This is a genomic window from Staphylococcus sp. AtDRG32, from assembly GCF_004365845.1.
GTDB classification, from domain to species: domain Bacteria; phylum Bacillota; class Bacilli; order Staphylococcales; family Staphylococcaceae; genus Staphylococcus; species Staphylococcus hominis.
In genome coordinates this window covers 121,349-138,335 of the sequence record NZ_SODE01000002.1, presented here as the reverse complement: position 1 = coordinate 138,335, position 16,987 = coordinate 121,349, and the positions used below count along the sequence as shown (strand labels likewise).

The 16,987-nt window shown below is 32.7% G+C and carries 14 protein-coding genes and 1 riboswitch; all 14 genes read right to left on the bottom strand.

Going from position 1 to position 16,987, the window contains the following annotated elements; all coding sequences use genetic code 11:
* Positions 1–193 precede the first annotated feature (193 nt).
* On the bottom strand, positions 194–1,486 hold the full coding sequence (locus BDW25_RS04730) for an anaerobic C4-dicarboxylate transporter family protein (RefSeq protein WP_070508437.1): 1,293 nt from the start codon (positions 1,484–1,486) through the stop codon (positions 194–196).
* A 165-nt stretch (positions 1,487–1,651) separates the two neighbouring features.
* Entirely contained in the window at positions 1,652–1,894 is a 243-nt protein-coding gene (locus BDW25_RS04725) for a hypothetical protein (protein WP_002449304.1), read from the bottom strand.
* A gap of 220 nt (positions 1,895–2,114) precedes the next feature.
* A complete protein-coding gene (locus BDW25_RS04720; protein ID WP_002488240.1) occupies positions 2,115–2,897 on the bottom strand; it encodes a CHAP domain-containing protein in 783 nt (260 codons plus the stop codon).
* A gap of 428 nt (positions 2,898–3,325) precedes the next feature.
* Positions 3,326–3,925, bottom strand: a complete 600-nt coding sequence (gene cysC, locus BDW25_RS04715) for an adenylyl-sulfate kinase (RefSeq protein WP_002449233.1) — start codon at positions 3,923–3,925, stop codon at positions 3,326–3,328.
* 18 nt (positions 3,926–3,943) lie between these two features.
* Positions 3,944–5,122 (bottom strand): sulfate adenylyltransferase, encoded by a 1,179-nt coding sequence (sat, locus tag BDW25_RS04710; RefSeq protein WP_019835184.1) that lies wholly within the window; start codon positions 5,120–5,122, stop codon positions 3,944–3,946.
* 45 nt (positions 5,123–5,167) lie between these two features.
* Positions 5,168–6,043: a sulfite exporter TauE/SafE family protein gene (locus tag BDW25_RS04705; RefSeq protein WP_002449439.1), complete on the bottom strand. Its 876-nt coding sequence runs from the start codon at positions 6,041–6,043 to the stop codon at positions 5,168–5,170.
* A gap of 21 nt (positions 6,044–6,064) precedes the next feature.
* Positions 6,065–6,676 carry an NAD(P)-binding protein gene (locus BDW25_RS04700; protein ID WP_133944964.1) on the bottom strand — a complete coding sequence of 204 codons (612 nt, stop codon included), beginning with the start codon at positions 6,674–6,676 and terminating at the stop codon, positions 6,065–6,067.
* Positions 6,677–6,709: 33 nt separating this feature from the next.
* Complete coding sequence (gene cobA / locus BDW25_RS04695; RefSeq protein WP_019835187.1) at positions 6,710–7,474, bottom strand: uroporphyrinogen-III C-methyltransferase; 765 nt, start codon at positions 7,472–7,474, stop codon at positions 6,710–6,712.
* A 35-nt stretch (positions 7,475–7,509) separates the two neighbouring features.
* A complete protein-coding gene (cysI, locus tag BDW25_RS04690) occupies positions 7,510–9,231 on the bottom strand; it encodes an assimilatory sulfite reductase (NADPH) hemoprotein subunit (RefSeq protein ID WP_049334804.1) in 1,722 nt (573 codons plus the stop codon).
* A gap of 18 nt (positions 9,232–9,249) precedes the next feature.
* Positions 9,250–11,103, bottom strand: coding sequence for an assimilatory sulfite reductase (NADPH) flavoprotein subunit (locus BDW25_RS04685; protein WP_133944962.1), 1,854 nt, complete (start codon positions 11,101–11,103; stop codon positions 9,250–9,252).
* A gap of 162 nt (positions 11,104–11,265) precedes the next feature.
* Entirely contained in the window at positions 11,266–11,997 is a 732-nt protein-coding gene (locus BDW25_RS04680; RefSeq protein ID WP_002488232.1) for a phosphoadenylyl-sulfate reductase, read from the bottom strand.
* 503 nt (positions 11,998–12,500) lie between these two features.
* Entirely contained in the window at positions 12,501–13,607 is a 1,107-nt protein-coding gene (locus BDW25_RS04675) for a 5,10-methylene-tetrahydrofolate dehydrogenase (RefSeq protein ID WP_087436288.1), read from the bottom strand.
* Positions 13,604–14,806 (bottom strand): 5,10-methylene-tetrahydrofolate dehydrogenase, encoded by a 1,203-nt coding sequence (locus BDW25_RS04670; RefSeq protein WP_002488245.1) that lies wholly within the window; start codon positions 14,804–14,806, stop codon positions 13,604–13,606. The genes BDW25_RS04675 and BDW25_RS04670 overlap by 4 nt, the downstream gene beginning before the upstream one ends.
* A 90-nt stretch (positions 14,807–14,896) precedes the next feature.
* Positions 14,897–16,489 carry a solute:sodium symporter family transporter gene (locus tag BDW25_RS04665; protein ID WP_133944960.1) on the bottom strand — a complete coding sequence of 531 codons (1,593 nt, stop codon included), beginning with the start codon at positions 16,487–16,489 and terminating at the stop codon, positions 14,897–14,899.
* Positions 16,490–16,774: 285 nt separating this feature from the next.
* Positions 16,775–16,876, top strand: a riboswitch (TPP riboswitch).
* The last annotated feature ends 111 nt before the right edge of the window (positions 16,877–16,987 follow it).

The window sequence follows — 16,987 nt, the reverse complement described above, 5'->3', positions numbered from 1 at the left end:
TTTTTATTCACTTTTAATGAATATATATTTTTTTGAAATTCTCTGTTTTAAATTAAAAATAAGAGAAGAATGCAATTCATAATAGAATTCACATTCTTCTCTTCAATATTCAAAAAGGCACAAAAGGTCTTCTCAATCTATTAAATTTTCATGAAACTTTACATCGTTTATATGAATAATACTCTATTATAAACTAATATCCTAATATTATTTTTATTATAAAACCAACAATAACTGAAATACCTATTGCAAAGAATCCTGGAATAATAAAGCTTGTAGGTCGTGTACGTCCTGTTTCATCTAAATTAACTGCGAATAATAACGTTGGTTGCGCAGGTATAACAAAGTTAACATTTAATGTTTGTACCATTGCTACAAAATACATGGGTGGAATTCCCATACTCATGACGATGGGTACCATAATCGATGCTGTTGCTGTTTGTGAAATAACAATCATCGCTACTACAGCTACAAGAATAATCACAAGCCAGGGCATATGTTGAATCGTTTTGCCAACATCATTTTGTATGATATGTAAATTATGAGGTGCGTTAAATACTGTCGCACCTAACCAACCAGGTCCGAGTACTGCAAATAATGCACCAATAGCAGATTGTGTAATATTTGAAGAGAGAATATCACTCGTATTCACTTTTAACATCAATAAATTAATTGCTGCACTTAAATACATAAAGAATTGTACAATTTCTGTCATTGATACAGTGACCTCTTTTCCATTGACATTAAACGAAGGCATGAATTGAGGAAAAATACCAAACGTAAGAATACCAAACACACAAAAAATAAATGCTAAAACACCTATCTTTACTCTAGTAGAAAAAGCATGATTTACATCAACGTCAGGTGTATGAGCAATTTCACTTTTAGTAATTGTATTTTTACGTCCTACAAACGTACAAAATATACTTAACATAAACATAGTGATTAATGATGTAGGTAAGACAATACTCAAATATTGACCCATTGAAATGTCATGACCTGCAAGTACTGAAATAATATAGGCTGTTGCGGATGCAGCTGGACTACAAAGTAAAGCCAAATTAGCAGTTAATACTGAAGCAATGAGTGGTCGCTTAGGTTGGATTTTAGCTTTTACTGCGGTTTGAGCAATAATAGGTTCTAGTGATAAAGCAATGTTTGCAGTCCCTACTCCAAATACGAAGACAAATACAATCATCGGTGCAATAAAAATAATTGATTTTGGAAACCGTTCAATGATTTTCGAAGCAAGATAGACAAGATAATCAATTCCGCCTGTAGCTTGTAACGTTCCTCCAGCTATACCAATTGCCAGAATAATTAGGACTGCTGTAACAGGGGCAGAACCAGGAGGAAGTTGAAAACCAAATATCATAATCAGTTGGGCCACAATAGCAAAAATACCACAGCCTAAAGCACCTGCTGTGCGCAATCCTAGCATAATGGCTACAATCATTATGATAATTTCTACTATAAACAGTAGCATTATAATAACTCCTAACTTTAAATAATTCATGTGAATTTTTTAACATATCTATTTTATCACTTTTATTTGTTAAAAGTATATAATTGCATAAAGTTAATTAATATAAATATTTTGATAATAAAAAACCTTTAAAAATCAAACAGATTCTTAAAGGTTTATGAATATTTATTGTTTTTTATCATCTTCGTTGAGTGATGCACGACCTTCTTCATCATATGCTACGTCATCATCGGTATGGCCTTTTGCCATTTTAAGATTTTTCTCAATACGTGCTTCTTCTTCTTTTTTAGAACGACTTCTATAAAAGCGTTCCTCAAAAAGCGAACCCCAAATGAGACCAAATATGACGCCAATCGTAATTACCACAATTGCGATCACTAGGATCCATTGAAGTACTCCTAACGCCATTGTGAATCACCACCTTTATATTTGAACACTATAAGAACTAGTAGTTATATATTCCCTTTATAAAGCGATTTAAATCATATTAAATATAATTTTTAAAAATAAAAAAAGAGCAAGGTAGAATTCGTTTTGAATTCATATACTTGCTCTTTTAAATAACATTATTGTTTAAATATCTTAGCCATTATTTTACATTAATGTTTAAATAATTTATTTCCTTAAATTATGAAATGTAATTGTATGAACTTGCTTGACTTGCTGAAATTGTACGTGTAGATACTACACCTACGCCTTGATAGTTCATTTCAGATACTGTAACAGAACCATCACTATTTACATTTTCAACATATGCAACGTGACCATAACCACCTTGAGTTGTTTGCATCACAGCACCTGCTTTAGGTGTATTGTTTACAGTATAACCAGATTGCGCTGCTGCGTTAGCCCAGTTATTTGCATTACCCCAAGTGTTACCGATTGAACCACCAACTTTATCATATACATAATATGTACATTGACCCCAAGTATAGTAATTCGCACCTGAATTTGTTTTACCTGAAAATGCTTGAGTCGAAGCAGTTGATTGTGTTCTTGGTGCACTTTGAGTTGTAACTTTTACATTACTATTTGATGTTGATGCAGTGTTAGCGCCTAATCCACCTGTCGTATTATTAGTTGTATAAGATTGATTATTGTTAGTAGATGTTTGGTTATTGTTTGTTGTATATGAATAATTGCTATTGTAGTTATAGCTATTATTGTTGTAATTATTATAGTTAGATTGACTATGATTTGAGTCATTAGTGTGATTTAAACGATCAGGACTCCAATTACCTTTCCATGTGTAATGATAGTTACCTTGTTGATCAATTGTATAAGAGTAGCTATATGAAGTTGGGTCATTAGGGTTATATCCATTATTTTCCGCTGCATGTGCGTCATGATGCGCAAATCCAACTGTAGCGATTCCGGCTGTGGCGATAGTTACTGTAGCGATTTTTTTCATAATTAAATATCCTCCTAGAAATTTAAAACATTCTTCCTTTATTTATCACGTGGCTACTTTCAAATGACATCTCAATATTAAATTACTTCGAATTATTTTTTCTCGTTAATTAACGACAAGACATACTTTATCAGATAAACAAGCGTTTGTGGGCGTTGTTAATACCTTGTAATTGAATCATAATAATAGGATGGTTTTTGTAATTAAATCTCTCTTTTATTACATCATTCAAAATGCTTTATTATCAATCTTTTTATCAATTTAATCAACAGTGTCATTACAGATGGTGTAATATATCTGATTATTTTAAATATGTTTTATTTCATAAAATAAGGGAATATTAACTATTATTTTCAAGAATTTATAGCAAAAAAACGAGTGAGACAACATTCATTTTAAATTCGTTATCTCACTCGTTTGGTTATTCATTAAATATATTTGTGTTCTTTTAAGTAATTAAGAATATGTTCAACTGATTCATCTATACTTTGTGTTTCAGTATTAATAGTTATTTCAGGATGTTTTGGCGCTTCATAAGGCGCACTAATTCCTGTAAATTCTTTAATTTCACCTGAACGTGCTTTTTCATATAAACCTTTAGGGTCTCGTTTCTCACATTCTTCTACACTGCACTCCGTATATACTTCAATGAATTCTCCGTCTTCTAAAATATCACGTACTTCATCACGATCTTCTCTATATGGAGAAATAAATGCAGTAATTGCAATTGTCCCTGCATCTACAAGCAATTTACTTACTTCACCGATACGACGAATATTTTCTTTACGGTCTTCTGGACTAAAACCTAAATTTTTATTTAAACCGTGACGGACATTATCGCCATCTAATCGATATGAATGTTTACCTTTTTCAAATAGCGCTTTTTCAAGTGCCACAGAGATTGTTGACTTACCAGAACCAGATAACCCTGTAAACCAAATGACAGCACTTTTATGACCATTTTGGTGTTGTCTATCTTCTTTAGTTACTTCTGAATCATGCCATGTAATATTTGTTGATTGACTCATATTATATACTCCCCCAAATTACTTTTGTCTTAATCCTTTAATTAATACTTCTGCAACTTCAGGTCTTGAGAATTCTTTTGGTAATGATTCGCCATTACGTAATTTTTCTCTTACTTTTGTACCACTTAAATGTACATGGTCTGATGCATCATGTGGACACGTTTTAGCTGTAGCCATATTGCTACATTTTTTGCAGTAAAATGCATGTTCAAATTTTAGAATATGAATATCTAATTCATCTTCAAATTGAGAGATAAGTTCTTGTGCTTCATAAGTACCATAATAATCACCCACACCTGCGTGATCACGTCCAACAATAAAGTGTGTACAACCATAATTTTTACGAACTGTAGCATGTAAAATTGCTTCACGTGGACCTGCATAACGCATCGCTGCGGGATAGATAACTAAACGTGCTCTATCTTTAGGAAAGTAATTTTTCAAGATAGCTTGATAACTTTCCATACGTACATCTGCAGGGATATCATCCGCTTTAGTTTCGCCAACTAAAGGATTTAATAATAAACCATCTACAATTTCTAATGCAGATTTTTGAATATATTCATGTGCGCGGTGGACAGGATTACGTGTTTGAAATCCGACTACTGTTTTCCACCCTAAGTCTTTAAACAATTGGCGTGTTTCAGCAGGATCTAAATGATAATCTGAAAATTCATCATGTTTAGGACGATTTACTAATTGAATAGGACCTGCTAAATAAACATTCCCTTTTTCATATACTTTTTTGACACCTGGATGCGCTTCTTCAGTCGTACCGTAGACATTTTGAGCTTCTTTTTCTTTATCATACGTATATTTTTCTTCAAGTTTTAAAGTACCATAAAGTACTCCATCTTCACCATATAAAGCAATATCATCGCCAATATTAAATTCATTCGCTTGTGTCTCAGTGACAGGTAAAGTGATAGGAATACTCCATACTAGTCCATTTTCAAGATGTGTATCTTCAACAACTTTTTTATAATCCGCTTCTCCCATAAATCCAGTAAGTGGACTAAAACCACCAATAGCGATTAATTCTAAATCTGAAATGGACCAAGGATTTAAAGTTAATGATTTAAAAGCGTTCGCTTTTTCAATTAATGCTTCTCTTTCCTTTCCTTCTACAACTCGATTAATTAACTCTCCACCATGTGGCTTAATTGTATAATTGATAATATCTTCATTTGTTGTCATCATTGATAACCCCTTTTCTAATTATTTTGATTAGTTTACTCGGCTTTATTTATAAGAAAAAGACAATTTTTTGTTACGAATAATAGTAATAATAACTAATACAATAATCGCACAAATAATTGCGAATCGAATAACATTTATCACTGTAGTGTCTTTGATGAAATACGTCATTAAAGCATTACTATTTGTAAAAATAATAAGGCCACCTACACAAATTGCTAAAATATTAATGGGTAATATTTTAGTTAAATAGGCTGAAATTGGTGCGGCAATCATACCGCCTATACTTAATGCAATGACAAACCACCAATTAATTTGAGTAAATCCTAAAAAGATAATAAAACTTAATGATGTTGAAAGTGTTACAAAAAATTCACTTGCAGACACTGTACCAATGGCATAGCGTGGTTGAATTTTATGACTTGCAAGTAACAACGGTGTATTGACTGGTCCCCAGCCTCCACCACCAATAGCATCTAGAAAACCAGCAACGGCTCCTTGTGGAACAAGTTTCACACTACTAAGTGTTCCTACGTGTGTATGAAAGTCTTTATGACGTTTAAATAAGAACTGATACAAAATATAAAAACCCATTGAAAGTAAGAATAGTGCTATATAAGGTTTAATATAGTCACCATGTATTTGAGTTAATAATGCTGCACCGATAAATCCACTAATCGATCCTGGTATTGCAAGTTTCAACATGGTTGGCTTATGTACATTTTCAAATTTCCAATGTGATGTACCAGATGCAGCAGTCGTTGCTATTTCTGAAAAATGTACCGTTGCTGAAACAATCGCAGGTGCTATTCCATATGTTAATAATATGGATGATGAGGAGGCACCGAATCCCATTCCGAGTGATCCATCAACAAGTTGTGCTAAAAATCCAGCTAATGCAAATATAAACAATTTTCTCATATATCACATATCCCTTCATACCTAAACTTGTAAATGAAGCCATCGTGTGAATTCTCGTTGCTTAACCTCATCTAAATACTCATCAGATAAAATGTGTTGTAATAAATCCTGTTTCCTAGATGGCTCGATTGATAATTGTTTAATTAGTTGTCTACTTTCATATAAAAAATCAATATACATTTCATATGATTCATCGTACATATCGCTTATTCTTGAAATAATTTTTTTATTCAATTTAGGACTTGCCCCATTGGTTGACACGCTAATAGAAAGTTTTCCACGTTTTAAAATACTTGGAATCGTAACATTTCCAACTTGGGCTTTCGAAGCATGATTACATAATGCATAATGAGGAACACTTTCTAACACCTTTGTATTGACGTCGTTATTATTTGTGGCAATCACTACAAGATCGGCATGTTCAACATCTTGTGGCTCAAATTCTTTTTGGCTCCAAGTGATCATTTCGTTATCTAATAGTTCTTTTAAAGTTGTTGAAATAATAGGACTAACAATATGAACATCATCACAATATTCGATTAAAGTTGAAGCTCGTTTCGTTGCAACTTTTCCGCCACCTACTATGACAATCGATTTCTGGCTTAAATCAATCATGAGCGGCATATGGTTCATATTGTCGTCCTCCTATATTAGATATTTTTCAAATTATGGTAATGTCATTTCAACATCTGATACTTGTTCTTTGAACCAGCTAATTTTTTGACGCATATTTACCACATCACCAATCACAATCATTGCAGGATTTTTGATTTCAGATGCACATTGTACAATGCTACCTAATGTTCCAGTGACTGTTTTTTGAGAAACTGTTGTCCCTAAATGTACTAGCGCTACAGGTGTATCTACTGACTTACCATGACGCACTAACAGTTCACAAATTTCAGGCAAACGTTTTACACCCATATAAATACACAATGTTTCAGGACCATGGGCTAAATGTTCCCAATATGCTTCTTTCGTCATACCTGGTTTATTCACAGCTGTAACAAACGCAACGGATGAACTATAATCTCTGTGAGTAACAGGAATTCCTGCATAAGCAGGAGCTGCAATTCCTGATGTAATCCCAGGAACAATTTCAAATGGAATTTGATTATCCGCTAATATTTCTGCTTCTTCGCCACCACGTCCAAAAACGAAAGGATCACCACCCTTTAATCGTGTAATGGTGTGCCCTTTTTTCGCTAAATTCACTAACATACGATTTGTTTCTTCTTGTGGCAATGAATGCTTATTTGGATCTTTACCACAATAGAAGAACTTTGTGTGAGGTTTTGCAAAATCTAAAATTTCCTTGTTCACTAAGCGGTCATATAAAATCACATCTGACGCTTGAATCGCTTTCATACCTTTTACAGTTATTAAATCAGGATCACCAGGTCCTGCACCTACAAGATAAACCTTTCCCATCTTATCACCCCGTTCGCCTTCTATTTCTTTAAACATTAGCTGTGAAAATCTCTACCATCATGAACTTTAGCTACTACACCCGAACGAATAACGAAGTCTCCGAAATGTTCACCTTCGAGACGTGATTTTCCATAATCCATTAAAATTGGACGTAAGCTTTCGAGAATTTCTTTTTCATCGATGTTTTCTTTATATAGTTTATTTAAGCGATCACCGTTAAAGCTTCCACCTAAATACATATTATATTTGCCAGGTGCTTTACCAATAAATGCAATCTCAGCTAATGCAGGTCGTGCACATCCATTAGGACAACCTGTCATACGTATAGTAATCTCTTCTTCACTAACACCAGCTTCATCTAATAAATCTTCAATTTTAGATAATAGCGTTGGTAAATAACGTTCTGATTCAGCCATTGCTAAACCACAAGTTGGAAATGCTACACAAGCCATTGAATTACGTCTTAAACCACTATAATTTTTACCATCAGTTAAACCGTATTTATCAATAAGAGATTGAATATCTGCTTTTTTCTCTTCAGTTACATTAGCAATAATTAAATTTTGGTTTGGAGATAATCTAAAATCACCAGTATGTGTTTCTGCAATTTCTCTTAACGCCGTTTTTAACTTATAGTCTTCTGTATCTTTTACACGTCCATTTTGAATGAATAATGTATAATTCCATACACCTTTTTCACCTTCAATCCAACCTAAACGATCGCCATTATGTTCAAATTTAAATTCGCGAGCTTCACTGATTTCCCAGCCTAGACGTGTATTTAATTCTTTAACAATATTATCTACACCAAAACGATCTACTGTATATTTAAAACGTGCATTTTTACGATTTGAACGATTACCAAGATCACGTTGAATTGTAAGTAATGCTTCACATACATCTATGACTTTATCTTTAGGAATAAATCCAGCAATGCGTCCTACTTGAGGGTATGTATCTGGATTACCATGCGTCATACCCATGCCGCCACCAATAGCCACATTAAATCCAACGAGTTCATCATTTTCTACAATTGCAATTAAACCAATATCTTGTGAAAATACATCAATATCGTTTGATGGTGGTACGGCAATACCAATTTTAAATTTACGTGGTAAATATTTTTCCCCGTACATTGGCTCTACTTCTTCTTTAGAATCAAGCACTTTCTCTCCATCTAACCAAATTTCATGATAGGCATTCGTTTTAGGTAATAAATGATCACTAATGGCTGTAGCATAATCAAGTATTTCTTTATTAATATTTGATTGATATGGATTTGGGTTACACATTGTATTACGATTGACATCTCCACATGCTGCAATCGTATCTAACACTGATTCATTAATTTTTTTCATAGATGATTTTAAATTTCGTTTTAAAATACCATGAAATTGGAAAGTTTGACGTGTTGTGAGTTTCAATGTATGATTCGCATAATTATTAGAAATATCATCCATTGCAATCCATTGCTCAGGTGTTGCTTTACCTCCAGGTAGTCGCACACGAATCATGAAAGCATATGCAGGTTCTAATTTTTGTTTACGACGTTCATCACGTACATCTCGGTCATCTTGTTGATAACTCCCATGAAACTTAAGTAATTTAGTATCGTCATCAGAAATGGCACCAGTTAAAGGATCTGCTAAGCCTTCTTCAATCGTACCGCGTAAATAATTACTTTCAGTTTTTAAATGTTCTAACGCATCAAGGTTTTCATTTAACTCATCAGCAATTTGTTTAATCGTTTTAGCCATTCACTCTCCACCCTTTCTTTAGTACACGTCACGTTGATAACGTTTATCTTTTTTCATTTGTTTTAAGTAGCTTTCAGCATCTTCTTCAGTTAAATTTTGTTCTTTCACTAATACATTGCGTATCGCTTGATGTACATCTTTAGCCATATTTTTTTCATCACCACAAATGTAGATCGATGCACCTTTTTCTAACCACTCATTAAATTCTTTACTATGTTCAGCAATGCGATGTTGTACATATACTTTTTGATCTGTATCACGTGAGAAAGCGACATTCATTTTTTCAAGAACACCATCTTTTAACCATTCTTGCCATTCTGTTTGATATAAGAAATCAGTAGTAAAGTGTTGATCGCCGAAGAATAACCACGTATTACCTTTATAACCATATTCTTCACGTTCTTGCATATGTGCTCTAAATGGTGCAATTCCTGTACCAGGTCCTATCATAATGACAGGTGTATCTCCATCTTTAGGGAATTTAAAGTTTGGATTACGTTTAAGATAAATTGGAACAGTATCTCCTGGTTGAATACGTTCAGCAAATTGAACAGAACATACACCTGAACGATCTCTACCGTGTGTGTTATATCTTACTGCACCAACCGTAATGTGAACTTCATCAGGTAATGATTGATAACTACTTGATATAGAATATTCTCTAGGAGGTAATTTTCTAAGGATTTGATATAAATCTTCAGGTTCTAATTCTTCAGGTGGGAAATCATTGAGTAAATCAATAAAATCTCTACCTTCAATATAATTTTGTATCCACTCACTATCTTGAACTTTGTCTTCTAACGCTTCATTATCAAAATATGCTGCTGCATTTTGAAGTAATGGTTTCGTTAATTTTGTAATTTCAAAGTAAGATGTTAATGCTTCTTCTAATGAAATCGTATCTCCATCTTCTGAGATTTGAATTTGATCGCCCGGATCCCATCCTAACGTACTCATCAGTAATTCAACTAAAGCTGGATCATTTTGTGGTAAAACGACTAAGCAATCTCCTACTTCATATTCTTCACCAAAGTTATCTAATAAGAATTCAATATGACGTGTTTCTTTATTAGATCCTCTACCATTTAAATTAATATTTTCTAATACTTCAGCTTGATATGGATTCGCCTTTGAGTATTTTTTCTCTTTCGCAGATTTGATTGATTCACTTACAACTTGTTCACTTTGTGTACCTTCAGGTGCTGAGTCAATAGTATTAATGACATTAGCCATCCATTTTTCGGCATCTTCTTCATAATCAACATCACAATCAACACGTTCATATAATCGTTCGGCCCCAAGTTCTTCAAGTTTTTTATCAAAATCTCTACCTGTTTGGCAGAAGAATTCATAGGTTTGATCACCTAATGCAAGTACTGAAAATCTTACTCCTTCTAATTTAGGGGCTTTTCTACCATGAATAAATTCATGTAATTCGGCTGCATTATCCGGTGGATCTCCTTCACCTTGTGTGGAAGTAATAATAAATAAATCTTCGACATTTTTAAGATTTTTAGGTTTAAATTCATCCATTGCCTTTAACGTTACATTATGTCCAATATTTGAAAGACGTTCTTCAAATATTTCTGCTAAACCTTGCGCATTTCCTGTTTCTGAACCATATAATAATGTAATCGCACGTTTTTCAGGTTGAATTGTTGGTTCATTTTGTTGAAGCATTGTTTCAGTATCCTTTGAAATAGCTCCTATTTGTGAACCTTGTGTCTCAGATGTTCCTGATGTAAGTTGCTGATTTGCGACTAAATAGCCACTTAGCCATACTTTTTGTTCTGGCGTAAGTGTCTGTAATAATTCATTAATTTGTGTGGCTTGTCCTTCAGTAAAAGGACTATTGGTAACACTTAGATTCAATTCATCCACCTCTATCATTTCAATCTTTATTTTATTTAAAATACTTACTATCTCTATATTATGTAATCTATATTCGACTTTCCAGTAAAAATCGAATATAGAATATTTTTAAATCCTTATCAGAATACTATGTTTTATATAAAAAATTTTTTAAACCTTACATCACGGTTTATCTGCAACATGAAGTCCACATTCTGTTTTTTCAAAACTTGACCAACGTCCTGCTCTGGAATCATCAGAATTGAATACTGGCGCTGTACAAGGAATACAACCAATACTTGGATAATGCTGATCATGAAGTTCATTATAAGGTAAATCATGTTGTTTAATATAATCCCAAACGTTATCTTCCGTCCAATAAATTAAAGGACATACTTTAATCGATTTAAAACGTTCATCTTTATTAATGAAATTTGTTTTAGCACGAGTCGGAGATTGATCTCTTCGTAGTCCTGAAATCCAGGCAATCGCGCCACCTAGTACCTCTTCTAAAGGTTTAATTTTACGAATATAACAACATTGATTTGGATTATTTTTCCATAATGCAGGATTGTATTTCTCAGCTTGTTCTTCAAGCGTCAATTCTGGTTTCTTCATTTCAATACGTAACTTAGGAAAACGTTCTTTTACTCTATCAATTAAATCGTATGTTTCTTGAAAATGTAAATCTGTATCTAAAAATACAATTTGAGCATCTGGTTTAATTTGATAAATCAAATGAATAAGTACCATGCTCTCTGCCCCAAAACTACATGAGTAAACGATATCTTCACCATACGTAGTATAAGCCCATTTTAAAATTTCATAGGCACCCTTTGTCGCGTCGTCAGTAGAAATGGAGTCAATAAATGGATCGCCATCAAAACTCTCATACGTTATCTTTGATACTGACATAAACCTATGGTCCCTCCTCAGTATTTACAAATTTATTAATCTAATACCTATCAGAATTGTCAGAATAATATGCTAATACTTTAACGAGTTTTGAGAAGAAAGTCAAGAAAGTTTAGAGAATATTTACTTTAAAATAAACATACATTTTTGATTCGAACTAAAAATATAAGTTTTATTTTATTCCTACCTAAATAAGTGCCTACTTCATAACCGTTTTTTTCATTATTGAAGCAACTCCAACTGTAATTACTACCTTTTCTTTAAAACTAGGATTATAATTAACTACTAAATCCTTGTAATCAATTCATAATCTATACACTCTATATGAATTTTATATTTTCCGACTATCTTTTTAACTTCCTTTTTAGTCATACTTGAAAAACTATATATCCATTCACACTTATATTTATTCATGATTTCAAATGACTTTAAAGATATTTTCTATAAATTTATTATAGTATATAAAAATAATAATGAAGTGTTTCTCACTTCATTATTACTAATTAGTTATTCTTTTCATAACGTACTTTTTGACGGTAACCATATGTGCTTTCTTTAATTAATTGATCATTAAGCAAACCTGCGCCTATTGCTCCTGCAACAGTAGATATTGAGGTTGCAAACCAAGGAATACTTAAATAAAGTTGGACACTGGCTGGTCCTTTTAAACCTACTTGTTGTCCTAAGAATCCTGGAGGTAATAACACAAGCTCTGCAATTAAGAATAATAAATATAAAATCATATAATATATCACAATGGCTATCAATAAAGTCATGATCGTTGTTAAATTATATAACATTACAATTCTTTTATGCTTAGCTTTTTTTGTAGATTCCCATAGACCATGGGAGACCATTATCCAAACGAGCATACCTAAAATTGCCATGATGGAAATTCCAAATAATCGCCATACAGAAAAATCAAGACCCATATTCCACATGGTTGAAAAAATCAATCCGAATGCGCCTGTCGTAAAAGCAATCGCTACAATATTACTTAAACTTGCCATCATATTCAGTGGGTTATTCGCAAAGGTCATCCCACTGACAAGTCGTATCATTCCAAGACTACGTGAATTTGATAAATATCTTAAATGATTATTTCCTGTTTCTTTTAAATGTACTTCTGTTTTCTCAATACGTGAAAAAGGAAATTGTTTATTGATTTCTTTCTTAACCCTATTATTGTCATCATAACCCACATGCTCTCTTTCAGAATAATGAAGTTCATTAATAATGGTTACGATAGCATGTTTAAAACGATTCTTTACAGGACGCCATCCAAAAGCAGGATACGAAAATATTGCAGCGCCATTTTTTTTATTAATATCTAAAGCAAGTACATTTTGATGATAGAACATAGGTAAGTCTGTAATTCCTACAACATAATCCCATTCTCTTTTATTATGATAATCTTGAATTTTTTTGAATATTTCTTCCACACTTTCCGCAAAACCAGTAAGAGGATCCACCACGAGATCAACTTTCCAGTCACGTTGGTGATTATCTTGTTCTGATAATATATTGGGGATGTCATTAATTAAACTTTGTGCTAATTTCTCTGTCACTCCTGGCGCCACAACGAGACCAATTAATTTTTCTTCACTCATGTTGTTTCCTCCTCTCTATGATCTTGTTTTTTATGTTCATCTTGTTGATTATCATTATTTTGTTTATTGGATGCACTTTCTTCAACTTGTTGATTTGATGCATCATGAGAAGATGATTGAGCTTGTTCTTTTTCTTTCTTCTCTTGTTCTGCTTCTTTATAACGATGATATTGTCGATACGAATAAGTAATCTGACGGATCTTCTCTTCATTCTCTACAGTAGATCCCATTGCCCCAGCAAGTAAACCTAGTGAAGATACAAACCATACTAATTTTACATAATTTATAAACGTAAAATGAGGATGTGCGCTAGTCCATTGATTAAATAAACTTGGTGGAACAAACAATGATACACTTATCGCTAATAAAAGATATAAAATAATATAATTTAAAAGTGTAATAATAAATAATGTAAATATGGTAGTGAAATTATAAATATAGCGATACACACGCTGTGATTTAGTTGTTTTACGTTCAATCAATTGATGTGCATAGAGTAACCAGCCTGTCATACCTAGGATAGCAATAAGCATAAGTATAATAAATCTTACTATGGAGTACTGTATACTCAGTTCCCAAGGCATGGAGAAAATTGATACATAAGTCCCAGTTGCAAAAGCAACTGAAATAATCTTTTTGAAATTAAAAATATTTTTCCATGGTTCATTTGCCCGTGTTAACCCTAAAATAAGTTGGATCCAACTGAGAATAAACCATCGATGAATATAACGTTGCTTTGGCGTTTCATCTTCATTTGGTTCTACTGCTTTAGGATGTATAAGAGGATGAATCTTGGGAGCCACTCTTGAAGTTGAATAATACAATTGTTCAATAATAGAAGTTAAACTATCTCTTAATTTTCGTCGTAGGTCTATCCAACCTAATGAAGGTAAAGATAGCATCGCTACTTGTTTATCATTATTAAAATCACTAATCACTACTTTATTTCCAGAAATACTTGGTAAATCTGTAATACATACAACAAAATCCCAATCATGTTGATCTTTCATTTTTGCCGCTTTATCAATACTTTCATGTACATCTTCAGCTGAGCCAATCATTAAATCAACGTGTAGTTGAAATACCCATTCTTGTTGATCATTCACACGTTGATTCAGCTGTTCTTTTATATCTGGAATAACAGCTTCTACGTGTTTACGAGACACACCCGGTGAAGGTATCAAACCAATTTTGTGCATTGTGTTATCCTCCTTTCTTTATAAATATAAAAAGTAAGGTGTACGTTGAAAAAGTCTACTCTTTTCAAACGTACACCTATTTATAAATAATTATTTAGCAAGTACAAGTGGTGAAAAGATAATGTAAGCAAGTACTACTAAACCTAGAACAATACCGCCTGTAACATAACGGTATTTCCAAGGTGTAAGATCCACTTTAGCTTGATTAGTATTTAAGTCAAACGTATTGGAAGGTTTAAATTTATTAAAGACAAGTATAATAGCTAAATCAATAAAGAACATAAAACTAAAAGTATATAGATAATTTAATTGTGGCACCATAAAACTAATTGCAGCATATAACACAATGTGTGTAACTAAAGCTACTTTAGCGCCTAGTTTAGATGTGTGCTTAGAATAAAATGCAACTAAGACCAATGCAAGTACTGGCATACTATATACACCATTGAACTGTTGCACAATCGCATATAATCCACTTGGGAAAAGGGCAATAAGTGGAGATATACCTACTACAATAATGCCAATCACAACTGTCGCGATATGACCGACACGTGCAATATGTTGATCTGAAGCACGCTTACCAAAAATAGGTTTATAAAAGTCTAAAGTAAAGAGTGTTGTTGTACTGTTTAATGATCCAACAAATGAACTTAATATGGCTCCAAAAATAACTGCTCCGAATAGACCATAGCCCCAATCAGGTAAAATCGCCTGAATCAATGCAGGATAAGCATTATCATTAGATGTTATACCCCCATTGAAATAATTATATGCAATAACACCAGGAATCACTGTAAAAATAGGACCAAATACTTTAAATAAACTTAAATATATCGCACCTTTTTGTGCTTCTTTTAAATTCTTACCAGCTAATGCTTTTTGTACAATCATTTGGTTCGCACACCAAAAGAATAAATTATTAAAGAACATACCAAAGAATAATGTTGGCCATGGAACAACATTTGAATCAATAGCTCCAAAAGCGTTTAGTTTTTCAGGCGTACGTTGGACCATGTGGTCGAATCCTTTCACAAAATTCCCATCACCTAAATGATGTAAACCTAAAATTGTAATAATCAAACCACCTATAATTAATCCGACACCATAGATTGAATCACTAAATGCACTCAGTGACAAACCACCGATAAATAAATAGATAACACCTACTGCACCAATGACAAATGCAATAATAATCGTTGCTGTTGCATCACTTACTCCTAAGTATTTTCCAATATTAAACATTTTATTAAATACTAATGAACCAGAATATAAGACAACTGGTAAAAATGATACAACATAAGTGAAAATAAATAATATAGAAACGAAACGTTTAGTAAAGGTACCATAACGCATTTCAAGTAATTCAGAAATGGTATCCACACCGTACCTTAAATATTTTGGTAAGAATATCCATGCAAGTAAGACAACTGCTACAGCAGCTGTGACTTCCCAGGCCATCACTTCCATACCCTTACCATAACTTTGACCATTCTGTCCTACAATTTGTTCTGTAGATAGATTAGTCATAATAATCGTTGAGGCAATCGTAAATCCTGTTAAACTATTGCCTCCCATAAAATAGCCATCTGCACTATCAGTCTTTATTTTTTTTGAACGCCAAAACGCATAAAGACTGACCCCCATAACAACGGCTAAAAATAAAATAATTGCTAGCCAATTCATAATACGTGTCGCTCTCCTCAATATTTTATTTGTAAAAAATAAAAACGTTAAATCTTCATTCAACGTTAAACTGTTTATTACTTATCCTATAAAGCACCTATTTAGGGTAACTTCTATTTTAAACACGGTATATCTGATTTTCAATCATATAATTGAAAATTATTATAAAAATAAATTATATAAATTTTTATTTTTATATTCAAATAAAAAAGTAATCAATATAATCTTTAATGGGAGCGCTTGACTTCTGATAATAGAAGTCATAAAGTGAAACTATAGTTAAATCATATGCACTAGGGGTGTTTTAAAACTGAGATGAGGTGTAACCTCAAACCCTTTGAACCTGAACTAGCTTATACTAGCGTAGGAAAGTGTCTTATAAAATAAGATGACCTGTTGAGATGTGTCAAACTGTTCTCAATAATGATAGATCTATTTTAATGCAACTTTCCTAATGTGAAGGTTGCATATTTTTTTGCTGTAAATGAAGTAAATGGA